At 70.7% G+C, this 21,655-nt stretch carries 19 protein-coding genes, 1 tRNA gene and 1 riboswitch; of the genes, 7 read left to right on the forward strand and 13 right to left on the reverse strand.

Annotated elements, in window-relative coordinates; genetic code table 11:
* Window positions 1-47: 47 nt before the first annotated feature.
* Window positions 48-575 carry a dihydrofolate reductase family protein gene (locus Q2K19_RS10735; RefSeq protein ID WP_302770069.1) on the reverse strand — a complete coding sequence of 176 codons (528 nt, stop codon included), beginning with the start codon at window positions 573-575 and terminating at the stop codon, window positions 48-50.
* A gap of 204 nt (window positions 576-779) precedes the next feature.
* Here Q2K19_RS10735 and Q2K19_RS10740 point away from each other — a divergent pair, with 204 nt between their 5' ends.
* Window positions 780-1,607, forward strand: coding sequence for a hypothetical protein (locus tag Q2K19_RS10740; protein ID WP_302770072.1), 828 nt, complete (start codon window positions 780-782; stop codon window positions 1,605-1,607).
* Window positions 1,608-1,661: 54 nt separating this feature from the next.
* On the opposite strand, the gene Q2K19_RS10745 is transcribed toward Q2K19_RS10740, so the two are convergent.
* From Q2K19_RS10745 to Q2K19_RS10765, 5 genes are all read right to left on the reverse strand, one after another.
* Window positions 1,662-2,252, reverse strand: a complete 591-nt coding sequence (locus Q2K19_RS10745) for a GNAT family N-acetyltransferase (RefSeq protein ID WP_302770076.1) — start codon at window positions 2,250-2,252, stop codon at window positions 1,662-1,664.
* 149 nt (window positions 2,253-2,401) lie between these two features.
* Window positions 2,402-2,623, reverse strand: a complete 222-nt coding sequence (locus tag Q2K19_RS10750) for a hypothetical protein (RefSeq protein ID WP_302770079.1) — start codon at window positions 2,621-2,623, stop codon at window positions 2,402-2,404.
* Window positions 2,624-3,371: 748 nt separating this feature from the next.
* Window positions 3,372-3,866: an NUDIX hydrolase gene (locus Q2K19_RS10755; RefSeq protein WP_302770082.1), complete on the reverse strand. Its 495-nt coding sequence runs from the start codon at window positions 3,864-3,866 to the stop codon at window positions 3,372-3,374.
* A gap of 683 nt (window positions 3,867-4,549) precedes the next feature.
* Entirely contained in the window at window positions 4,550-5,239 is a 690-nt protein-coding gene (locus tag Q2K19_RS10760) for a class I SAM-dependent methyltransferase (RefSeq protein ID WP_302770085.1), read from the reverse strand.
* 481 nt (window positions 5,240-5,720) lie between these two features.
* Window positions 5,721-5,794: transfer RNA gene (locus tag Q2K19_RS10765), tRNA-Gly, on the reverse strand.
* Between the two features lie 246 nt (window positions 5,795-6,040).
* Here Q2K19_RS10765 and Q2K19_RS10770 point away from each other — a divergent pair.
* Window positions 6,041-7,027, forward strand: a complete 987-nt coding sequence (locus tag Q2K19_RS10770; protein WP_302770087.1) for a zinc metalloprotease — start codon at window positions 6,041-6,043, stop codon at window positions 7,025-7,027.
* A gap of 75 nt (window positions 7,028-7,102) precedes the next feature.
* Here the strand turns inward: Q2K19_RS10770 and Q2K19_RS10775 are convergent, their stop codons facing one another.
* On the reverse strand, window positions 7,103-7,642 hold the full coding sequence (locus Q2K19_RS10775; protein ID WP_302770089.1) for a pyridoxamine 5'-phosphate oxidase family protein: 540 nt from the start codon (window positions 7,640-7,642) through the stop codon (window positions 7,103-7,105).
* Between the two features lie 78 nt (window positions 7,643-7,720).
* Between Q2K19_RS10775 and dcd the strand changes: the two genes are divergently transcribed.
* Window positions 7,721-8,299: a dCTP deaminase gene (gene dcd / locus Q2K19_RS10780; protein ID WP_302770091.1), complete on the forward strand. Its 579-nt coding sequence runs from the start codon at window positions 7,721-7,723 to the stop codon at window positions 8,297-8,299.
* Window positions 8,300-8,369: 70 nt separating this feature from the next.
* Here the strand turns inward: dcd and Q2K19_RS10785 are convergent, their stop codons facing one another.
* Window positions 8,370-9,404: a C40 family peptidase gene (locus Q2K19_RS10785; protein WP_302770092.1), complete on the reverse strand. Its 1,035-nt coding sequence runs from the start codon at window positions 9,402-9,404 to the stop codon at window positions 8,370-8,372.
* Between the two features lie 12 nt (window positions 9,405-9,416).
* A riboswitch (cyclic di-AMP (ydaO/yuaA leader) is annotated at window positions 9,417-9,552 on the reverse strand.
* A 236-nt stretch (window positions 9,553-9,788) separates the two neighbouring features.
* Between Q2K19_RS10785 and Q2K19_RS10790 the strand changes: the two genes are divergently transcribed.
* Window positions 9,789-11,816, forward strand: a complete 2,028-nt coding sequence (locus tag Q2K19_RS10790; RefSeq protein ID WP_302770095.1) for an N-acetylmuramoyl-L-alanine amidase — start codon at window positions 9,789-9,791, stop codon at window positions 11,814-11,816.
* Window positions 11,817-11,882: 66 nt separating this feature from the next.
* Here the strand turns inward: Q2K19_RS10790 and Q2K19_RS10795 are convergent, their stop codons facing one another.
* The 5 genes from Q2K19_RS10795 to Q2K19_RS10815 form a co-directional block, all read right to left on the reverse strand.
* On the reverse strand, window positions 11,883-12,896 hold the full coding sequence (locus Q2K19_RS10795) for a C40 family peptidase (protein WP_302770097.1): 1,014 nt from the start codon (window positions 12,894-12,896) through the stop codon (window positions 11,883-11,885).
* A 164-nt stretch (window positions 12,897-13,060) separates the two neighbouring features.
* Window positions 13,061-14,065: a hemolysin family protein gene (locus Q2K19_RS10800; RefSeq protein WP_302770100.1), complete on the reverse strand. Its 1,005-nt coding sequence runs from the start codon at window positions 14,063-14,065 to the stop codon at window positions 13,061-13,063.
* Window positions 14,058-15,365: a hemolysin family protein gene (locus Q2K19_RS10805; RefSeq protein ID WP_302770102.1), complete on the reverse strand. Its 1,308-nt coding sequence runs from the start codon at window positions 15,363-15,365 to the stop codon at window positions 14,058-14,060. Before Q2K19_RS10805 ends, Q2K19_RS10800 begins: the two co-directional genes overlap by 8 nt.
* Window positions 15,366-15,528: 163 nt before the next feature.
* Window positions 15,529-17,730 (reverse strand): (Fe-S)-binding protein, encoded by a 2,202-nt coding sequence (locus Q2K19_RS10810; RefSeq protein WP_302770104.1) that lies wholly within the window; start codon window positions 17,728-17,730, stop codon window positions 15,529-15,531.
* Window positions 17,731-18,144: 414 nt separating this feature from the next.
* Window positions 18,145-18,408, reverse strand: a complete 264-nt coding sequence (locus Q2K19_RS10815) for a cell division protein CrgA (protein WP_091264673.1) — start codon at window positions 18,406-18,408, stop codon at window positions 18,145-18,147.
* 232 nt (window positions 18,409-18,640) lie between these two features.
* Between Q2K19_RS10815 and Q2K19_RS10820 the strand changes: the two genes are divergently transcribed.
* The 3 genes from Q2K19_RS10820 (at window position 18,641) to Q2K19_RS10830 (ending at window position 21,653) form a co-directional block, all read left to right on the forward strand.
* Window positions 18,641-19,447 (forward strand): DUF881 domain-containing protein, encoded by an 807-nt coding sequence (locus Q2K19_RS10820; protein WP_302770110.1) that lies wholly within the window; start codon window positions 18,641-18,643, stop codon window positions 19,445-19,447.
* 404 nt (window positions 19,448-19,851) lie between these two features.
* On the forward strand, window positions 19,852-21,369 hold the full coding sequence (locus Q2K19_RS10825) for a class E sortase (RefSeq protein ID WP_446839816.1): 1,518 nt from the start codon (window positions 19,852-19,854) through the stop codon (window positions 21,367-21,369).
* 2 nt (window positions 21,370-21,371) lie between these two features.
* Window positions 21,372-21,653, forward strand: coding sequence for a hypothetical protein (locus Q2K19_RS10830; protein ID WP_302770114.1), 282 nt, complete (start codon window positions 21,372-21,374; stop codon window positions 21,651-21,653).
* The last annotated feature ends 2 nt before the right edge of the window (window positions 21,654-21,655 follow it).

The following is a 21,655-nucleotide window of genomic DNA, read 5'->3' on the forward strand; positions in this document are numbered from 1 at the left end:
GGTCATGGCCGCGGCGATCCTGGGCCAGGAGCCAGGACGGTCGGGCGTCAGTAGACGACGCGGTACCAGTGCGCCGTCTCGCCGGTGATCGGCGCCAACCGGATGGTGGCGCCGCCCGGGTGGTCGAACATGCGTACCCCGTCTCCGAGCAGCACCGGCGCGAAGAACATCAGGATCTCATCGAGCAGCCCCGCCTCAATGCACTCCTTGGCCACGTTCGCGCCGAGGACGTTCACGTACCTGTCACCGGCGGCCTCCTTGGCCTGCGCGACCGCGCGGTGCAAGTCATCGACGAAGGTGATGCCCGCGACTGGCTCGGCCGGCGGCTGACGGGTGAGTACGAACACCGGCCCGTGGTACTGGCCACCGAACGCGCCCTCGCGGTCGGTGCCCCGGTTCGGGTCGTCGCCGCCGAAGGTGCGGTTGCCGACGAGGATCGCGCCGACGTCGGCGAGCAGGCGCTCGGCCGTCGGGTTCTCGCCCCCGAGGTGCTCGGTCAGCCAGGACATGTCGCCGCCCGGACCGGCGAGGTAGCCGTCGAGTGACGCCGTCGCGGAGTACAGCAGCTTGGCCATGACTCTCCTTACCACCGGTGGTCGGGTTCGGTAGACCGCCGGTGGCCGGAAATGTCATCGGCACCGTCCGGCAGAGTCCGTCTCCGTCGTCACCCAGCGGATCGACATACACTGTTGCCATCCGGCGGGGACTGTCCTGCTCGCCGTGAGTAGCTGAGAGCGTCCTGACAGGAGACCGAAGCCCGGTTATCGAACGGGGACACCATGACGGATTCAGGCACGTCCGACGCCCTCGTCAACTCCACCCGCCTCGGTGATGCCACTCCCGACGCCCTCCGCCGCTCCGTCGGGACGCGGGCGCGCCGGTTCCTGCTCGCGATCACCCTGCTGCTGGGACTACTGGCCGCCGTAGGGCTTGCGCTGGCCGGGCCGTCTGGTGATCGTACTTTCGCCAAGCTTTCCGACCCGGTGCAGAGCCTGATGTCCGTCATCGTGCCGGCCTTCGGCATCCTGCTCGCCCGGGACCTGAGGCCGGCATCCGGGGCCGCCCGCTACACCCCCACCCTGCTGGCCGCGACCGTGCTCGCCGCCCTCGTGGGCCTCTTCGGCTTCCTCGTGTGCGCCGCAGCGCTCATGGCGACCGCGTCGAGTGCGCAGGACCCCTGGCGGCACGTGGGAACCATCGCGATAGGCGGTGTCCTGGTCCAGGTTGTGGCCCAGCTTGTGGGCACCGGGCTCGGCCTGCTGTTGCGGCGTCCCGCCATCGCTTTCATCGCCAGCATCGTCCTGCCGCTCGGCCTGTGGTTCCTGCTGGGTGCCGTCGACGTTCTCCGGCCGGCCCAAGCCTTGACCCCGTACTCCTCCGCCCGGCATCTGCTCTCGGGTCAGATGAGTGCACTGAACTGGGTCCAGTGGCTCGCCGTCCTGCTCATCTGGGGTGTGGGTCTGAACACCCTCGGCGCCGCGCGGCTGCGGCAGCGCAACCATGACGTCGATCTTGCACCAGCCCTCGGCGAGCAGAGCCCGTCCTCAGGGGTTCAGTCAGGGACTTGTCCTCCGACGCCTGATGCGCGGCGCTCGTCCGCCAACTGATGCGCAACAGATCGGCGCGCGGAACGCGGCGTGAGAGTGCACTGTGCCAACCGATCAAGGCAGCGGAATTGAGCCCCCGGAGGACGGCCGCCAATCCCGCCTGATCAACCCGAACACCCACGAGTCCGATACCTCGCCGTTCACGACGCAGTCTTCCCGCAGTGTCCCTTCACGCAGGAATCCGATCTTCTCCAGTACGCGGGCAGATGCCACGTTGCGCGTGTCGGTCTCGGCCTGGACTCGATTCAGGTCCAGCGTGTCGAATGCCCACTGCAGCAAGGCGCGCGCGGCCTCCGTCGCGTAGCCGTGACCCCATGCCGCATCGTCGAGGCAGTAGCCCAACGACGCGCTGCGGTAGTCCGGGTTCCACCGGGTCAGGCTGCACCAGCCAATGAAGGCCCCGTCGGAAACACGGTCCATGGCCAGCCGCGCCCCGGTGCCTTCGTCCGCCATCTGCCGGCAGGCCGCGATGAAGCGCTCGGCCCGCGCACGTTCGCTCCACGGCGGCGCGTCCCAATAGCGCAGCACGTAGGCGCTGCTGTGCAGCGCGAAGAGGGCGTCCGCGTCCGCGTCGGTGAAGGGGCGCAGTCGCAGGCGAGCGGTGTGCAGTGTGGGGGTAGGCAGTGTGAAGGTGGGCAGGGACATGCGTGCCATCTTGCCTCGTCATGCGGAGCGGCCAGACAACCGAACACGCGATACCGGTCCTCATACCCCGGTTCTCAAAGGGCGGGCGGAAGAATGCCCTCCCATCGGCAGGTCCGGTTGCTCACCCACGGGTGGCGCTCCGATGATCTTTACAGGGCCCGGAAGCCGTGCGACCGTCTGCCCGTGCTCTCCAGCGCCTTCAGCAACTCCGCAAAAACGCATCGCCGCAGGTTCCCCTCGGCGCCCTCGGAGTTCTCGTCCTTGTGTTCGCCCTCGGAAATCTCGTCTTGCGAGTGTGGGCCGAGCGCCGGCTGCGAGCAGGTGGAACTCTTGCGGGCCCATTCCGAATGCTTCGCCTGTTCGTCGACCACCCGAAGCTCTTCCTCGGCGCGCTGGGCGCGCAGGCCACAGTCGGCATCCTGCTATTAATCACCGCGGTCTTCGCATTTGATCGTTGAACGGTCAGCCCTCCACGACGATCGGCTACGGCAGGGCCAAGAAGTCGTCCGGCGCGCGGCCAGCGGGACGGATGAGCCGGGCAGCAAGAAGGGCGAGAAGCGGCCAGCGGCCGGGGATTGCCAGGGCTAATGGGACGCTAATGCCACGCCGCGTGATTGCGGATCTTGGAACGTCGAAGGCCCTGGCTGGGACTCGCGTCCTGACCAGGGCCTCTCGGTTGGAGCGGGTGACGGGAATCGAACCCGCACTGCCAGCTTGGGAATCGCACAAGATCGGATCGTCCTGCCGGGTAGCCGCTGGTCGGTTCGGTCCTGGATGGCGTGGCTTGGCCCCTGGTGACACCCGCTTGTGGCCCATGGATGACCCGGCAGCCCCGACTGCGGTTGGGGCTCAGCGACGGTTGCGGGATCGGCGGACCGCCCAGACCCCGCCAACGATCGCCGCAGCAGTCGGCAAGAGGCAGCAAAGCGTCAGGAGGAACAGATGCCACGGCTTGAGAGCTCCCATGGCCGAGAGGATAGGCACCGCTTGCCAACACCGCTGTCTCTGCGAGCATCAGTTTGGAAGGACGAAGATCACGACTTACAAAGCCCTGGTGGCCAGGTCAAGGCACGCAACGCGTGACCGTTCGTGCCCGGTGGTGACCACCCGGGGTACCGGCTACTGGCACGTGGGCGGCACGACGGGTCTGGCGAACCACGGCGCTTGATCCTCGGCGAGCGCGTGCGTCAGATAGCGCGTCTGGTGCTCCGGAAGCTGCGGTAGGGCGTCAAGGTCAAACCATGCCACCTGGATCGACTCGTCGTCGTTGACCCTCGGCGCGCCGTTGGTCGCCCTGCAACGGAAGACGACGTTCAGCCAGTACACCTGGTCGCCGTTGGCGGCGACGGAAAGATCTAGGGCCTCCACGCTGACCAGTCGTTCGACCGTCGCTGACACGCCGGTTTCCTCGCGCACCTCCCGCGCGGCTCCCGCTGCGGGCTGCTCGCCCGGCTCCAGGCATCCGGTGATCAAGGCCCATTGGCTGTTGTCGGATCGGCGGACCAGCAGGAGACGGCCCTGTGTGTCAAAGACGATGGCCGTCGCACCTTGTAGTGGCAACGGGTCGTGACCGATCTTCGATCGCAATGCCAGGACGAACTCGGGGACAGGCATGGCGGCGACCCTAACTAGGTCTGCCTCACCACGCTGTCCCCATCCCCGGATAGGTGCCGACAACTGCGGCGCCCGGTCGGGGTCAAGGGTGGCCGTAAGCCATCGGCGGGCCGACGCGTAGCGCCCATGACGCCGGGCGGGTGGCGTGAAGGATGGGGCACCTTGGGGATGGGTCACGCCCTGGTCCTCGTCGTCATCGAACGGCGGGCGGCGCCCACGTGACTCGAAGGCAAGCAGCTCTGCTGCGCGGCAGCGATCGTCCCGCCGTCAACGGCCAGCAACCCCGATGGCGATCGTCCCGCCTCAGCCTCTCGTTCATGGCTTCCCGCAGGGTGGCCGGCCGTCCCGGCCGATGCCGGCCGGAGGTCGCCAGCAGGCCGGGGCCGGGCCGGCGCGGCCCGCTTGCGGGCCGCCTCGATCCTAAAGAGGTCTATTCGGCAGTACGACGCTTCGGCCGTTGGTTGGATCAGCGCCGGCGATCGCCGCTCTAGATCACCGCCCAAGCCATGTCTGAGAGCTCACCACGTCCGACCACGCAGACACTGAACCAGAACCGTCCCTAGATCGACAGGACAGGCCCTCGGCCTGTCCTGTCGATCATGTGAGCCAGGCCAGTTCGCCTCCGCGGGCATAGGTCCGGACGGCCGTGGGAACAAATCCCCTGCTCTGCCCGGAGTTTCCTTCTAGACGGACTCGAGGACGAAGAAGAGGAAACACATGAAGGACCCGGAGTCCAGGTCGGGTGGAAGCAGCTCCGCAGGAGTGTCCGGAGAAGGGGGCGGCTCGCTGATCGTCGCGATGCGGAACCCAGCAGCAGCAAAAGCATCTGCCATGGCGTGCAGCGGCCGGTGCCAGAAGGTCAGCCACACAGCCTGGCCGTCCAGGATGTACTCCTCGGAGTACTTTGTAACCGCAAAGTAGTTGCGATACTCGATCGCATAGGCGGCGGGGTGGTTGACCGAGAGCATCAGGCGACCGCCTGGCTTCAGCACGCGACGCAGCTCGGCGAGGGGGCCGGACCAGTCCTCCAGGTAGTGCAGAACCAGGGACGCGACGACGTCATCGAACTCGGCGTCTGCGAACGGCAGCGGCGTGCGCAGGTCCGCCACGTGCAAATCGGCGTCTTCACCCAGCCTCCGGCGGGCCAGGTCGACCATGGCCGCACTCACGTCAAAGCCGGTGACCACGGCTCCCTTGGCGCGCAGCGCAGCTGACAACGGGCCGGAACCGCACCCCACGTCGAGGATTCGGCGGCCCGAGACGTTGCCGGCGAGGCGAAGCATCGCGGGTCGCTCGTAGTAGGCGTTGAAGAGGCCGGACTCGTTCTCCGCCGAGTAGGCGTTCGCAAAGTCGTCGTAGTCGGTGGTTGTCACCGTGACCCCATTCCCATGACGTCGTTCTCGTCCCCCGGCCTCGCCAGGGCAAGCGTGATTGCGTGCCCTGCATGCGGTGTTCGATCTACCGACATGGACGCGGTGTCCATGATTGATCACATTATGTGAAGCCGTCTTTTTCGGACAGCCAGCTCATCAGGCAGATTACCGGCGGCGGGCGCTTCACGTGGGCCCCGCTATTCGAGAGCGTGGGTCGACCTGGTGGGAAACATCGTTAGCAGCGCTTCGACGCGGGCCTGAATGATCCTCTCCCGCTCGGCGCGCTGGCGTGCGTCCGTGTGGTGTCCTGACCGGTGATCCGCCCGGGCCACTTGCGGTAGCGCAGGCCGTGCTCCGCGATGAAGTAGAAGGCCGGTGAGAAGCGTGGCTAGTGGCCCGTGGATGGCCCATCGGGCGCTGGCGGCCCGTGGAACATCGAAGGCCCTGACCGGGACTGACGTCCTGATCAGGGCCTTTCGTGTGGAGCGGGTGACGGGAATCGAACCCGCACTGTCAGCTTGGGAAGCTGATGTTCTGCCATTGAACTACACCCGCAGGCGGCACCACTGTACCTGAGGTCACCACCTCCGTGCACGCAGGTACCCCTGCGGCGGCTTCCGGCCGCCCCGCAACCGCCCCGAAACGATCTCGCAACGGCCCGGGCCCACCGAGCAGCAGAAAGTTTCCCCACGGCAACATATGGTCGTTTTCAAATCCTTCGATCGGTTGTAACGTCTCCCCAACGTTCTCCGACTCGGCGTGACATACCCCCCTGTCGCGCCGGCAGAAAGAGGTGGGCCCATGGGACTCCGTCCCAACCTGCTGACCCGGCGGGCCGCCGGCGTCGCGTCGACGACCCTCGCGCTGCTGCTGAGCACCGGCGCCGTTGGCGTCGTCCCCGCTGCGTCGGCCTTCTCCGCCGCCCCGGGCGGCTCCTGCGCCGAGCCGGCCGACGCGCACTCGAACGCCCGGGTCGCGAAGGGTGGCAGCAGCAAGCTCGACCCAAACGAGCTGACCGCCCAGCAGGTCCGCGACCGCGAGGCCGACCTCGCCGCCGCCCTGCGTGAGCGGGCCGCCTTCCGGGGTGGCGCCCAGGCCGCCGCTCCGCTGGCCACCGTCACCATCCAGGTCGTCGTGCACGTCATCCAGCGGGACACCACCCGCGCCGGCGGCAACATCCCGGACTCGATGGTCACCCAGCAGATCGACGTGCTGAACAAGGCCTACAGCGGCGCCACCGGCGGCGCCCCGACCGCCTTCAGCTTCCAGCTCCAGAAGGTGCACCACGTCACCAACGCGGCGTGGTACCCGATCGTCCAGGGCTCCTCGGCGGAGCGGCAGATGAAGTCCTCGCTGCGTGAGGGCGGCAAGAGCACCCTCAACATCTACCTGGGCGAGCTGAGCGACGACCTGCTCGGCTGGGCCACCTTCCCGAAGCGCAAGCTCGACAGCATGGACGGCGTGGTTGCGCTGAGCGAGTCGCTGCCGGGTGGCACCGCGACCAACTACAACCAGGGCGACACCGGCACCCACGAGATCGGCCACTGGCTGAACCTCTACCACACCTTCCAGGGTGGCTGCTCCGGCTCGGGCGACAGCGTCGACGACACCCCCGCCGAGAGCTCGCCGGCGTTCCAGTGCCCCACCGGGCGGGACACCTGCGCTGCGGCCGGCCTGGACCCGATCACCAACTTCATGGACTACACCTACGACTCGTGCATGTACCAGTTCACCGCTGGTCAGGCGAGCCGGATGCTGACCGCGTGGAACGCCTACCGCGCGGCATGACCATCCCGCGCTGAACGCGGAACGCCGGTGCCGGTCCCGTCCTCGGACGGGGCCGGCACCGGCGCTTTGGTGGGCTCAGGCGGCCGGGCGGCGGGTATCGAAGCCGTGCCGGCCGCGCCGGACCTCGGCGGCGGTACGGCGGGTCGGGCCGGTCGCCCGCGGGTCGAGCCAGACCCTTACCTGCGGCCGGCCGGCGCCGGGCCGGGTCGTCTGGTCACGCCGGGTGAGCATCGCCACGTCGACGGTGAACTCGAACAGCCGCCAGTCGACCTGCGGCGCGGCGCGGCCCAGCTCGGCCAGCCGGGCCACGGTCGCCGGGTCGCTCACCGGGCGGGCCCGACCGGCGACGTACGCCTCGTCGTCGCTCTCCTCGGGCGGGAACGAGTGCAGGGCGTAGCGGCCGTCGCGTTCGAGGTCGCGGCGCTTGGGCGAGTCGATGACGAAGCAGTAGAGCCCGTCGTCGGTGATCACCGGAGAGACCGGGTGGACCCGGGGACCTCCGTCGGCGCGGACTGTGGCGAGGTAGCCGAAGCCCGGCCCGTACTGCTGCAGGAGAAGGCGGATCTCGTCGGCGAGTCGGGGCTCGTCGGCGGCGAATTCGGACCAGGAAGCCATGTGGACATTCTATCGAACAGGTGTACGAAGATGTAGTCCGACACGCAGGTCACCCGTTCTGGTCGCTATGGTGTTCCGATGCTGCTCTCCGACCGGGACCTGGTCACCGAGATCAAGGCAGGCACGCTCGCTCTGGAGCCCTTCGAGCCCACGCTGGTGCAACCGTCCAGCATCGACGTACGCCTGGACCGGCTCTTCCGGGTCTTCAACAACCACCTCTACACGCACATCGACCCGGCGGTCCAGCAGGACGACCTGACCTCGATGGTGGAGGTGCCGGAGGGCGAGCCGTTCGTCCTGCACCCGGGCGAGTTCGTGCTCGCTTCGACGCTTGAGGTGATCTCGCTCGGCGACCAGCTCGCCGGCCGGCTGGAGGGCAAGTCCAGCCTGGGCCGGCTCGGGCTGCTCACCCACTCGACGGCGGGCTTCATCGACCCCGGCTTCTCCGGACACGTCACGCTGGAGCTCTCCAACGTGGCGAACCTGCCGATCACCCTCTGGCCGGGCATGAAGATCGGGCAGCTCTGCATCTTCCGGCTCTCCTCGCCGGCCGAACACCCGTACGGCTCCGAGATCTACGGCTCGCGCTACCAGGGCCAGCGCGGCCCCACCCCGAGCCGCTCCTGGCAGAACTGGCGGGTCTGGCCCACCCGCTGAGCAGCGCCAGCGCGTTAAGCGGGGCCCCTTCCTCTACCTCACGCGTTAAGAAGGGGCCCCTGCTTGCCGCTCAGCCCGGGCGGCCGTAGCTGTTGATCTGGCCGTCGTCGACGCGTTTCATCGTGATCGGTTTGCCGGACTGGGAGGCGTGCACCACCCAGCCGCCACCGACGTACATCGCCACGTGGTGCAGGTCGCTGTAGTAGAAGACCAGGTCACCGGCGCGCAGCTCGCTGCGGCTCACCCGCCGGGTGACGTCGTGCTGCTGGGCGGCGTTGTGCGGCAGGGAGACCCCGGCCTTGGCCCAGGCCGCCATGGTGAGGCCGGAGCAGTCGTAGTGGTCCGGGCCGGCGGCACCCCAGACGTAGATCTTGCCGATCTGGGCGCAGGCGAACTTGACCGCGACCCCGGCGGGGCCGCCCGGGTAGCCGGCGGGGCAGGGGGCGGGACGCAGCGGGCCGCCGCCGCCGTTGCCGTAGACCTTGAGCCGCAGCTTCTGGAGCCGGGCGATCTCGGCGTCGATCTGCTTCTTCTGCGCCGCGAGCTGGGCCTCGGTGCGGGCCAGCTTGGCGATCATCAGGTCCAGCGGCTTCTTCTTCGCGGCCAGCTGGTCGCGCAGGTCGGCGACGGCCTGCACCTGCTGCTGCTGGCGGTGGGCGAAGCGGTCGAGCAGTTCCAGGCTGTCGACCACCTCGCCCGGCGACCGGCTGCCCAGCAGCGCGTTGACGGTGGAGAGGTTGTCCCCCTTGTAGGCGTCGGCGGCGAGCCCGCCGACCCGGCCGAGCGCGGCGTCCACCTGGGCCTGCAGCGGGGCGATCTGCTTGGCCAGCGCCGCGGCCTGCTTGCGCTTGACGGCGAGGTCCCCGCGGGTGGCGTTGACCTGCTCGATGATCGGTTCGAGCTTGTTCCAGTCCCGGTCGATCTGGGCTTCGATCTCGGCGACCGACGGTTCGGCGTGGGCCGCCGTGGCGCCGCCGGTCAGGATGACGGCGGTGCCGACCAGGGCGGCGAGGGCGGTGGTGCAGCGGGACCAGCGTGAACGCGGCGCAGCCGTCACCCGGTCGACCGACCGGATCGACGGTGGCCGCGGGGCATGGTGTGCCACCGGGCTCCGTACTCCTTCTTCCCGACCGCCTACCGGGTTAGCTGACGGGTTCGGGCGGGAAGGGAGCCGCCCTACCGCAGTGGCTGCGGATTCACCCCAGATACCTGGGTCCCCGGCTCGCCCGGAGGCGACTCGGCGGTGTCGGACCGTCACCACCCGGGCTGGGTCGTGAAGCTGCCGGTCGACGATTGACCAGAGTAGAGATGGCCGTTATCAATTAGCAACCCGAGACGCCGTGACACTCCGTACGGGAATTCGCGGCCACTCCAGCCCGGTCGAAGATTTTTTTCAACCCACATCACTATCCGGAAAGCTATTGACCACAGGGCGGGTGCGGAGTGAGGGTGAGGGTCGCAGTGACCCCCATCCCTGTCTGGAGGTTTGATGCACCTCTCACCCCCGCCGTCGGGCAGACGGATACTGCTGGCCGCCGCCGTCGCGGCGACCGCTGCCCTCGCGGCCACCGGCCCGGTGGCCGCCGAACCCATCACCGCCCCCACCGTCGACCGCCAGCAGCAGTACGCCGCGGCGGCCGGCGAGTACGGCGTGCCGCAGAACGTCCTGCTCGGCGTCTCCTACCTGGAGTCCCGCTGGGACACCCACGCGGGCCAGCCCAGCACCAGCGGCGGCTACGGCCCGATGCACCTGACCGACGCCGAGCAGGTGGCCTCGACCCCGTCCAGCGCGCACGTGGACGAGAACGAGGACCCGCGGGGCGACGACGCACGACCGCTCACCGTCGACCCGGCCATCGCCGCCGCGCCGTCCGGGGACGTGCTGCCCCAGGCGTCCCTGCAGACCGTCGACGCCGCCGCCGCGCTCACCGGCCTGTCGGTGGAGACGCTGCGCAGCGACGCCACCGCCAACATCCGCGGCGGGGCGGCGCTGCTCGCGTCGTACCAGAAGGCACTGGGCGGGCCGGTCGGTGCCGGCAGCGACCCGGCGGCCTGGTACGGCGCGGTGGCCCGCTACTCCGGCGCGGACACCGAGGACGCCGCGGCGGCCTTCGCCGACGAGGTGTACGACCAGATCGGCCAGGGCGCCAGCCGGACCACCGACGACGGGCAGCGGGTGACCCTCGCCGCCGCGGCGGTGACGCCGGACGAGTCCGGGCTGCACAAGCTGGGGCTGCGCCGCGCCGAGCGGCCGGACGGGCTGGAGTGCCCGGTCCGCGTCGCCTGCGAGTGGATCCCCGCGCCGTACGAGAAGTACGGCCCGGGCGCCGGCGACTACGGCAACCACGACCTGGGCGCCCGGCCCGCCCAGCAGAAGATCGAGTACATCGTCATCCACGACACCGAGGGCTACTTCGGTCCCAGCGTGAACCTGGTCAAGGACAAGACCTACCTGGGCTGGCACTACACGCTGCGCTCGGCGGACGGCTACATCGCCCAGCACATCAAGGCCAAGGACGTGGGCTGGCACGCCGGCAACTGGTACGTCAACGCCAAGTCCATCGGCATCGAGCACGAGGGCTTCGCCGGCCACGGCACCTGGTACACCGAGGCGATGTACCGCACCTCGGCCAAGCTGGTCCGCCACCTGGCGCTGCGGTTCCAGGTCCCGCTGGACCGGCAGCACATCCTCGGCCACGACAACGTGCCCGGCACCACCGCGGGCACCGTGGCCGGCATGCACTGGGACCCGGGCCCCTACTGGGACTGGTCGCACTACTTCGACCTGATGAAGGCGCCGTTCCAGGGCACCGGCACGCCGCACAGCGGCCTGGTCACCATCGACCCGGACTACGCCACCAACCAGCCCGCCTTCATCGGCTGCAACCAGCAGCCGCCGGGCGTGCCGAAGCCGACGCCGCCGGCCGCGCCGTGCCCGCTCCGCGGCTCTTCCTCGGTCATCCTGCACACCGCGCCGAGCGAGCTCGCGCCGCTGGTCAACGACCGCGGCCTGCGCCCGAACGGCACGCCGGACACCATGTACATCTCCGACCACGGCGCCCGCGCCTCGGCCGGTCAGACGTACGCCCTGGCGGACGTGCAGGGCGACTGGACGGCGATCTGGTACCTCGGCCAGAAGGCCTGGTTCTACAACCCGGCCGCCGCGCCCACCGCGAAGTGGGCGCAGGGCTCTGTGGTGACGCCCAAGCCCGGGAAGACCACCATCCCGGTGTACGGGCGGGCCTACCCCGAGCGGGCGGCCTACCCGGCCGGGGTGCCGTACCAGACCATCTCCCCGCTCCAGTACACCTTCGCCGCGGGCCAGCGGTACGCGGTCGGCGGGGTCCTGCCGGGCGAGTACTACCGCGCCGTCACCTTCGACGGCTCCTCGCCGGGTGACTGGACCGTGATCCGGGGCGAGAACCGGTACGTGCAGATCCAGTTCGGCCACCGCGTGATGTTCGTGAATCTGGACGACGTGCAGATCCAGCCGGCGTCGGTCGGCTCTCCGGAGTAGTCCCGTCGGGACGACGAAGGCCCCCGGTCCGCGCGGACCGGGGGCCTTCGTGCTGCTCTGGGCGGGTCAGGTGACCCGGCGGTAGCCGGCGACCGGCATGTAGGCCACCTTCGCGACCTGGACCGGTTTGCCGGTCCGGGGCGCGTGCACCATCAGCCCGTTGCCGAGGTAGAGCCCGACATGGTGCAGGTCGCTGTAGAAGAAGACCAGATCACCTGGTCGGGCGTCGGCGCGGGAGACCGCCCGGCCCTCGTTCCACTGCGCGCCCGTGAAGTGGGTGAGGTAGATGCCCGCCGCCTTGTAGGCGTACTGGGTGAGACCGGAGCAGTCGAAGGAGTTCGGCCCGGTGGCGCCCCAGACGTACGGGTCGCCGACCTGCGCGCAGGCGGTCTTGATCGCGATCCGGGCGGCGCTGCTCACCACGCCGTCGATGGCCGGGCAGCCCTCCGGGCGGATCGAGGTCACCGGCAGCATCTTGGTCAGCCGCTTGATCTCGGAGTCGATCTGCTTCTTCTTCGCCGCCAGCTCGTCCCGCTGCTTGATCTGGGTGGCGATCAGCGCGTCCAGCTTCTGCTTCTGCCGGTTGTACTTGTCGCGGACGGCGAGCACGCCGGCGATCTGCTTGTGCTGCTCCTCGGCCAGCCGGTCGAGGATGACGAGCTGCTCGCCGAGGGTGCCCGGCTTGGTGCTCACCAGCAGCGCGCCGATCTCCTGCGAGGGACCCTGGATGTAGTAGCGGGCCGCCATGTCGCCGACCCGGTTCATCGCCAGGGCCGACTCCAGCTCCAGCGGCACCATCTTCTTCTCGAGGTCGTCCGACTTCTTCTGGTTGACCTTGAGCTGGGACCGAATCTTGTTGTAGCTCTCGATGGTGGGCTCGAGCTGTTCCCACTGCTTGTCGATCTGTGCGTCGATCTCATCCACCGACGGCGCCGCGTGCGCCGGAGCCGCCAGCAGCCCGGCGCCGACCGCGACGGCCGCGACCAGGGTGAGGAGACGGCGTACGACCCGCGCGCCGACCGGTCGGACGGGCGGCTGGCTCGGGGCGTGGCGATGAGGGGGCAGGGTTGCCACCGGCACGGACTCCTTTGCAACCGACCGCCGGGCGCCCCGAGAGAGGGAAGGTCGAGGCAGACGACCCACAGCGGTCGGTGCCCCACATTAGGGAAGGCGACGGGGTGGAATCAAGGCGACCATTCGTTCAATTACGCCTGCGCGACGGCTTGTGTACCAAGGGTATTCGCCTACGTGCCAACGATGGCCGTCAATACATCGTCGAGCGTCACCACGCCGAGGGGTCGGCGACCGTCACTCACCAGGACCATGTGCCGCCGCTCCCGCCGCATCGAGAGCAGCAGGTCGGCCAGCGTACGGTCCGGCGGCACCACCGCCAGCGGCCGGTAGACCTCGGCGGGCACCGGGGCGCGGCGGCTCGCCCCCGCGTAGCCGAGCACGTCCTTGACGTGGACGAAGCCGAGCACCCGGCGGGTGGACCGCTGCACCACCGGGAACCGGGACCGGCCGGTCCGGGTCGCCAGCACCTCCAGCGAGGCCGGTGAGACGTCCTCGGCCACCGTGGTGACCGTCGACCAGGGTTGCAGCGCGTCGGCCGCCGTACGGCTGTGCAGGGCCAGCGCGCCGGTGATCCGGGCGTGCTCCTCCGCGTCCAGCAGCCCCTCGGTACGCGCCTGGGAGACCAGGCCGGCCAGCTCCTCCGCGGTGAACACGGTCTTCACGGCGTCGGTCGCCTCGACCCGCCACAGCCGCAGCACCTGCCGGGCCGACCACTTCATGGCGAGCAGCAGCGGCTTGGTGGCGACGCAGAACGCCAGCATCAGCGGGCCGAGCCAGAGCGCCGACGGCTCCGGGCCGGCCAGGGTGATGTTCTTCGGCACCATCTCGCCGACCACGGTGTGCAGGAAGACCACCACGCCCAGGGCGATCACGAACGCCACCGGGTGCACGGCCGAGGCCGGCAGGCCGAGCGCCTCGAACGGTGCCTCCAGCAGGTGGGCCAGCGCCGGCTCGGCGATCGCGCCGAGGCCCAGTGAGCAGACCGTGATGCCGAGCTGCGCCCCGGCGATCATCAGTGGGATCTGGTTCATCGCGGCGAGGGCCCAGCGGGCCCGCTTGGACACCGCCGCGAGCGGCTCGATCACCGTCCGCCGGGAGGCGATCAGGGCGAACTCGCTGCCCACGAAGAAGGCGTTGCCGAGCAGCAGCAGGACCGCGACCAGGAGCTCACTCACCGTCGTCGGGCTCCTCGGGGCGGACCACCCGGACCTGCTCGACGCGGTGCCGGTCGACCTCCACGACGGTGAACTCGTACCCGGCCTCGTCGACGGCCTCCCCCGGCACCGGGATGTGCCCCAGCCGGGCCATCAGGAAGCCGGCGAGGGTCTCGTACGGCCCCTCGGGCAGCCGGAAGCCGGTCTGCTCGACCATTTCGTCGGAGCGCAGCACGCCGTCCACCAGGACGGTCCGCTCGCCGCCGGGCACGGTCAGCTCGACCGGACCGAGGTCGTCGACCGCGTCCGGGTCGAACTCGTCGGCGATCTCGCCGACCAGCTCCTCGACGAGGTCCTCCACGGTCACCACGCCGTCCGTGCCGCCGTACTCGTCCACCACGATGGCCAGGTCCGCGCCGGCCGCCTTGAGGGCCGCGAGCACCCCGTCGAGGTCGAGGCTCTCCGGCACGTACACCGGCTCGCGGGCGACCGCGGCGACGGTGGTCGCCGCCCGGTGCGCCAGCGGCACGCCGAGCGCGTCCGGCACCCCGGCGACCCCGGTGACCAGGTCGAGCGTCTCCTCGTAGACCGGAAACCGGGTGCGGCCGGTCTGCTGGGACAGGTCCAGCAGCTCGGCGACCGTGGCGGTGGCCCGCAACGCGATCACGTCGACCCGGGGGGTCATCGCCTCGGCGGCCCGCTTGTCGCCGAACCGGATGGTGCGGCGCAGCAGCATCGCGGTGTCCGGCGGGAGCGCGCCGGCCCGGGCCGAGATCGCGGCGAGCAGCCCCAGTTCCTCCGGGGACCGGGCACTGGCCAGTTCCTCCTGCGGCTCCACGCCGAGGCGCCGGACCAGCCGGTTCGCCGAGTCGTTGAGCAGCCGGATCAGCCAGCCGAAGGTGCGGGAGAAGGTCCGCATCGGCCCGGCGGTGGTCAGCGCGGCCGGCATCGGCCGGGCCAGCGCCAGGTTCTTCGGCACCAGCTCGCCGAAGAGCATCGAGATGAGGGTGGCCAGGGCCAGGGCGAGCAGCCCGCTGAGCCGCTCCGCCCCGCCGAGGGGACCGAGCAGCGGGGCGAAGAGCCGGGCCAGGGCCGGCTCGGCCAGGTAGCCGGTGAGCAGCGCGGTGATGGTGATGCCGAGCTGCGCGCCGGAGAGCTGGAAGGAGAGCTCGCGCAGCGCGCGGCGTACCGTGGCGGCCCGGCCGTCGCCCTCGCCGACCCGCCGGTCGATCTCCGCGCGGTCGACGGTGACCAGGGCGAACTCGGCCGCGACGAAGAACGCGTTGCCGGCGGTCAGCAGAACGAATCCGACCAGGGGCAACAGCGTGGTAACCAGCAGGCCGTCGATGAGCGTGATTGTTCCACGGGCCTGGCGTCGACGCAGGCCGCGGTGCCGGTGGCCGCCGCGGCCGCCGGACCGACGACGGCGGCGGCACCGCGTGGGTGCCGCCGCCGTCGTGGATCAGCTCGTTCCGGGGTACGCCTCAGCCGGCGACCGGCTCGGCCTCCTTCTCGCCGGCCGGGGTGTCCGGCTTGACCGAGCGGAGCAGCACGCTGGCGACGTCGACGACCTCGACCTGCTCGCCCGCGCCCTTGCCGTTGACCCCGTCGTTGAGCATCGTCGAGCAGAACGGGCAGCCGACCGCGATGGTCTTCGCCCCGGTGGACATGGCCTCCTCGACCCGGTCCACGTTGATCCGCTTGCCGATCTTCTCCTCCATCCACATCCGGGCACCGCCGGCGCCGCAGCAGAAGGAGCGCTCGCTGTTACGCGGCATCTCGGTGATCTCGGCACCACCCAGCGCGCTGCCGAGGACCTCGCGCGGCGGGGTGAAGACCCGGTTGTGCCGGCCCAGGTAGCAGGGGTCGTGGTAGGTCAGGCCACCGTCGACCGGCTGCACCGGGGTGAGCTTGCCGGTGGCGACCAGGTGGGCCAGGAGCTGGGTGTGGTGTACCACCTCGAACTCGCCGCCGAGCTGCCCGTACTCGTTGCCCAGCGTGTTGAAGCAGTGCGGGCAGGTGGCCACGATCTTGCGCTTGCTCTTCTCCCGGCCCTCGAACGCCTCGTTGAGGGTCTCGACGTTCTGCTGGGCGAGCATCTGGAAGACGAACTCGTTGCCGATCCGGCGGGCCGGGTCACCGCTGCAGGTCTCGCCCTCGCCGAGGATGGCGAACTTCACGCCGGCCTCGTTGAGCAGCGTGGCGACCGCCCGGGTGGTCTTCTTCGCCCGGTCCTCGAACGCGCCGGCGCAGCCGACCCAGAACAGGTACTCGAAGTCGTCGACCTCGCCGACCCGGGGCACCTCGAAGTCGAGGCCCTTGGTCCAGTCCTCGCGGGTGTTCTGCGGGGCGCCCCACGGGTTGCCCTTGTTCTCCAGGTTGCGGAGCATGACGCCGGCCTCGGACGGGAAGCTCGACTCGATCAGCACCTGGTAGCGGCGCATGTCGACGATGTGGTCCACGTGCTCGATGTCCACCGGGCACTGCTCGACGCAGGCGCCGCAGGTGGTGCAGGACCAGAGCACGTCCGGGTCGATGACGCCGCCCTCCTCGGCGGTGCCGATCAGCGGCCGGTCCGCCTCGGCCAGGGCCAGCACGTCGACCCCGGCCAGCTGCTCCTGGGTCGCCTTCTCCTCGCCGGTCAGGTCCTTGCCGCCGCCGGCCAGCAGGTACGGCGCCTTGGCGTACGCGTGGTCGCGCAGGCTGAGCACGAGCAGCTTCGGCGACAGCGGCTTGCCGGTGTTCCAGGCCGGGCACTGCGACTGGCAGCGGCCGCACTCGGTGCAGGTGCTGAAGTCCAGCAGGCCCTTCCAGGTGAACTGCTCGACCTGGGCGACGCCGAACTGGTCCTTCTCCGGGTCGGCCTCCTCGAAGTCGAGCGGCTTGCCCTCGCTCGTCATCGGGCGCAGCGGGCCGAGGCCGGAGCCGGCCGACTTCTCCGGGTCGCGCTTGAAGAAGATGTTCGGGAACGCCAGGAAGCGGTGCCAGGCGACACCCATGGTGACGTTCAGCGAGATCACGATGAGCCAGGTCATCGAGATGGCGATCTTGATGAGCGCCGCAACGCTGACGCCGGCCGTCCAGGCCGGCAGCGCGGCACCGACCGCGTGGCTGAGCGGGGTGGCCCAGACCGGGTACTCGAAGTGGTCGGTGGCGACCTTGAAGCCCCGGATCACGAAGCCGAAGATCAGGACCAGCAGCACGACCCACTCGACGAAGTAGCCCTGCCACATGGTCGAGCCGGTGAACCGGGAGCGGTTGCCCGGCCGGTTGGGCCGGCTGCGCAGCCGGATCGTCATCAGCACCAGGATGCCGGCCAGGCCCAGGATCCCGATCCACTCGGTGGCCAGGCCGAAGACGGTCCAGTGCCGGATGATCGGCAGGCCGCCGCCGGGGGTGACCACCTCGAAGTACGCCTCGAGCACCAGCAGCGACAGCACGATGAACCCGACCATCACGAACCAGTGCGCGGCGCCGACCACGCTCCACTTGAGCATGCGGGTGTGACCGGCGGTCTCCACGAGCATCTTCTTCGTGCGGGCGCCCTTGTCGGCGAACCGCTCCGGCGCGGGTTGCCCGAGCCGGATGACGGCAGTCATCTTCATGACCGCGCGCACCGCAAGCCACACCGCCACCGCGGTGATGGCGGCCGCGAGGATCGTGGTGACGATCTGGACGCTGCCCATCGAGTTGGCCTCCCGGTCTGCTGCCTGGTCGAGCGGCTCGGCGACCGGGAGCGGTCCGGGGAGGGGCCGGCGTTTCCGCCGCTATCCGCCACCCCGACCCGACCGGCCGATGACCTCGCTCCGCTCGGTCATGCAGTGCAGCCTACGCGCAAGGTTACCCAGCAGTAACGTGAGTCATCTCGCACCCGGCCACGCCGCCCTGCCGACACCTTAGGGGGACCCGACGACGCGTGCCGGGCAGGGGCCGTGTGCCGTGACGTACCGGCATCGGTCCGGCGGCGGTGTAACCGGTCAGCGGCGGCCGACCGGGGCGGGACAGGACGACGGCCCGACCCCCGACGGCTGCAGGTCGCGCGGCGTCAGCGGCGCCGGGCGACGTCGTCGCAGCGGGGACCGGGCAGGCCGTCGACGTCGTCAGCGCCAGCGGGAGAGCAGGATCAGCGAGGAGACCATCGCGCCGAAGCCGACTGCGAGGTTCCAGTAGCCCCAGGTCGCCACCGGATACGCCTGCTCGGAGAGGTAGTACACGACCAGCCAGCCGATGCCGACGACGATCAGCGCGACGGCGGTGATCGGCAGCCAGACCGGGCTAGGCTTGCGCGTCGCCGCCGTCGCCGTCGGACGCACGTCCGTCGGCGGGGTGTACACCTTCTTCTTGCGGACCTGAGACTTGGGCACGACGCTCTCCAGAGGGGGGTACTGACCTCGTCCGGCCTGACAACCGGGCGCGGGGGCGACGGTCCATGGCCAATAATGTTCGACAGCTAGCGTAGTCCCGACGGGCCCTCCAGGCCACGAATGGGGTCAGGCCGGTGCACGGAGTGACCGAAAAGGGTGGGACTTTTCGGGTCGAGTACACCGGTTCGCGTCATCGCGGGCCGGTACGGAACGACGGGAAAGGGAACGCCCGGTGGAGTACACGTCCGGCGCCGCCTCCTGGCAGAAGGTCCTCCGGCGGGCGGTCGCCGGCCTGCTGCCCAGGCGGCCACGGCAGCGCCGCCCGGGCTGGTCGATCGGCGTACCCCTGATCGCCGCCGCGGCGGGCCTGCTCTTCACCACCACCGCGACCACCGCGGGCGGCACATCCCTGCGGGAGGACCGCCGACCCCAGCTCACCCAGCTCATCGAGGACCGGCGCGAACAGGTCGCGGCGAGCGAGGAGCAGGCCGCCCGGCTGCGTGCCGAGGTCGAGGAGCAGACCGCCGCGCTCGCCGACACCGACGGCCCGATCAAGGACCAGCGCGATCGCGCCGCCGCCAGCCTGCAGGTCGCCGGATTCACCGCCCTGACCGGCCCCGGGGTCACCATCGAGCTGAACGACGCTCCCCGGCGGGCCGACCAGACCCTGCCCAAAGGTGCCAGCAACGACGACCTGGTGGTCCATCAGGGCGACGTCCAGGCGGTGGTGAACGCGCTCTGGGCGGGTGGGGCCGAGGCCATGTCAATCATGAATGTCCGCGTGCTCAGCACCAGCGCGGTACGCTGCGTCGGAAACACCCTGCTGCTGCACGGCCGGGTGTACTCCCCTCCTTTCAAGATCGTGGCAATCGGCGACCCCGCCTCGCTCCAGCAGGCCCTCGCCGCGTCCGAGGGAGTCCGGTTGTTCAGGGAAGCGGTCGACCACTACCAGCTCGGCTACTCCGAGTCCGTCTCCACGGTCAGCGTCCCGGCGTTCGAGGACTCGACCGCGCTCCGCTCCGCGAAGGTTCCCCGGTGACCTCCGAGGATCCCCAGGAGCGCAGCGGGCGACACCGCGACCACAGCGCCGACTCCACCGCGATCCTCCCCCGGGTCGAGCGGCCCGCGCCGACCGCACGCGCGATCAGCCTGCCCTGGCCCGAGCCGACCGAGCCGCAGTCGACGACCGACGAGGGGTTCCCCACCACACCCCCCGCCCATGACCGGCGCCCGGAAGGCCCCCTGGCGGGCGGCCCGGCCGCCAGCGAGCAGGAGCCGCCCCGGAGCGCCGGCCCGGACCAGCGCCCGCCGGCCGCCCCGGACGCGCACCCGACGCCCGCCCACGATCCGCACCGGCCGGCGGCGGACGCCCGGGCGACTCAGCGAGGCGAGCCGCCCCAGCCCGGAAGCGCCCTCGGCGGTCACCACGTCGACGACGACCAGATGCCGCGCCGCCTGCCCACGGAGCCACCACGGCGCCTGCAGGCCGAGCCGCCCCCGCCCTGGCCCGGCGCGGCCGCTGCCGCCACCCTGAGCCCGACCGCGCCCGCCAAGCCGAGCCCCGCCGCGCCCGGCGACCGCGCCGACCGCGGGCCCGGAACGGTCCCGGACGCCAGCCCTGGCCCGTTGATTCCCGAGGCAGCGTGGACCGCTGGCGCGGGTGCCGCCGGACCCGGGAGTGCCGGCCCGGTCGCCGACGGGTCGGATACCGCTGCGGGCGGCCGGACCGCGCCGGCCGCGAGCGGCACCGAGCAGCCGGGCCGCCGGATCGCCGGACAGCCCGGTCCCGCCACCCCGCCACCGGCGATACGGCCCGCCGCGCCCGGTGACGCGCCCACCGCGATCCTCCCCCGGGTGACCGGCCGGTCGGCGGACCCCGTCGCGTCGAACGAGGGCACGCCGGGCCGCGCCGGCGAGGCGGCGCCGGTTGCCGGCGCGCCGGCCGGCGGACCGCAGGCGGGTGGCCCGGCACGACCGCAGGCGACCCACTCGGCGCGGCCGGGCACCGGCGGCCCCGGACGGCCGGAAGCGGGCGGCCCGGGCGCGGACCCGGCGGCGACCGCGATCATCCCGGCGGTCACCGGCCGCCCCCCGACGGCCCCCGCCCTGGACTCGACCGCGCTGATGGGTGCCGTCCCGCCGCTGCCCGAGAAGACCGGTGACGACCCCGCCGCCGCCCCGGCCGAGCCGCCCCGCCCGCGGCGGGGCGAGCGGGTGGTGCGGCTGCGCCCCGAGCAGACCGGCGAGGGCTACAAGAGCGTCTACTCCGAGCTCACCCGGCCCACCATCGGTTCGCGGCTGCGCACCGGGGTCCGGCTCACCGGCGAGGTGCTGATCACCTTCGGCCTGGTGGTGCTGCTCTTCGCCGGGTACGAGATCTGGGGCAAGTCGGTGATCGTCGACGCCCACCAGAACGACCTGAGCAGCCAGCTCGCCCAGGAGTGGGGCGGCAACACCGACCCGACGGTCGGGCCGACCGGCCCCACCCCGAAGGCCACGGCCCCGGCCGAGGGCAAGCCGGTCGCCGGGCTCTACATCCCCAAGCTCGACAAGCACTGGGTCGTGGTCGAGGGGGTCACCCCGGACGACATCCGGTACGCCCCGGGCCACTACCCGAAGAGCGCCCTGCCGGGCGAGGTGGGCAACTTCGCCGTCGCGGGGCACCGCATCCGGGCCACCTTCTGGCGGCTGGACGAGCTCGACCCGGGCGACGACATCGTGGTCGAGAGCCAGAGCCAGTGGTTCGTCTACAAGGTCTACCAGCAGCGGGTCGTCCGGCCGGACCAGGTCGAGGTGGTCGCACCGGTGCCGGGCGAGCCGGGCGCGAAGCCGACCGAGAAGCTGCTCACCCTGACCACCTGCAACCCCAAGTTCGACAACTACCAGCGACTGATCATCCACGCCCGGCTGGACCACGTGGTGGCCAAGTCGGTGGGCCGGCCGCCGGAGCTGGAAGGCTGACGATGTACGCGTGGATCTGGCGCAAGCTGCCGTTCGGGCGGGCCGGGAAGCTGGTCGGCTCGGTGCTGCTCGCCGCGGCGGCCGTCGCCCTGCTCTGGTTCGTGGTCTTCCCGTGGGCTGAGCCGCTGCTCCCCTTCGACGACGTCCAGGTCACCCAGGACTCGGGCGTGCCGGGCGACGACTCCGGGGGCGGGCTCACCGTGCCCAGCGGGAGCCCGAGCGAGGAGGAGATCCCCTACAGCACGCACACCAACAACGCCCCGCCCACCACCCCGAACAGGTGACC

This window comes from Micromonospora sp. NBRC 110009, from assembly GCF_030518795.1.
Lineage (GTDB): Bacteria > Actinomycetota > Actinomycetes > Mycobacteriales > Micromonosporaceae > Micromonospora.

Excerpts from the sequence above, each read along its gene's own strand:
- Q2K19_RS10735 (WP_302770069.1), bottom strand. The coding sequence starts at position 575 with ATGGCCAAGCTGCTGTACTCCGCGACGGCGTCACTCGACGGCTACCTC.
- Q2K19_RS10740 (WP_302770072.1), top strand. The coding sequence starts at position 780 with ATGACGGATTCAGGCACGTCCGACGCCCTCGTCAACTCCACCCGCCTC.
- Q2K19_RS10745 (WP_302770076.1), bottom strand. The coding sequence starts at position 2,252 with ATGTCCCTGCCCACCTTCACACTGCCTACCCCCACACTGCACACCGCT.
- Q2K19_RS10755 (WP_302770082.1), bottom strand. The coding sequence starts at position 3,866 with ATGCCTGTCCCCGAGTTCGTCCTGGCATTGCGATCGAAGATCGGTCAC.
- Q2K19_RS10770 (WP_302770087.1), top strand. The coding sequence starts at position 6,041 with ATGGGACTCCGTCCCAACCTGCTGACCCGGCGGGCCGCCGGCGTCGCG.
- Q2K19_RS10775 (WP_302770089.1), bottom strand. The coding sequence starts at position 7,642 with ATGGCTTCCTGGTCCGAATTCGCCGCCGACGAGCCCCGACTCGCCGAC.
- dcd (WP_302770091.1), top strand. The coding sequence starts at position 7,721 with ATGCTGCTCTCCGACCGGGACCTGGTCACCGAGATCAAGGCAGGCACG.
- Q2K19_RS10790 (WP_302770095.1), top strand. The coding sequence starts at position 9,789 with ATGCACCTCTCACCCCCGCCGTCGGGCAGACGGATACTGCTGGCCGCC.
- Q2K19_RS10810 (WP_302770104.1), bottom strand. The coding sequence starts at position 17,730 with ATGGGCAGCGTCCAGATCGTCACCACGATCCTCGCGGCCGCCATCACC.
- Q2K19_RS10825 (WP_446839816.1), top strand. The coding sequence starts at position 19,852 with ATGCCGCGCCGCCTGCCCACGGAGCCACCACGGCGCCTGCAGGCCGAG.
- Q2K19_RS10830 (WP_302770114.1), top strand. The coding sequence starts at position 21,372 with ATGTACGCGTGGATCTGGCGCAAGCTGCCGTTCGGGCGGGCCGGGAAG.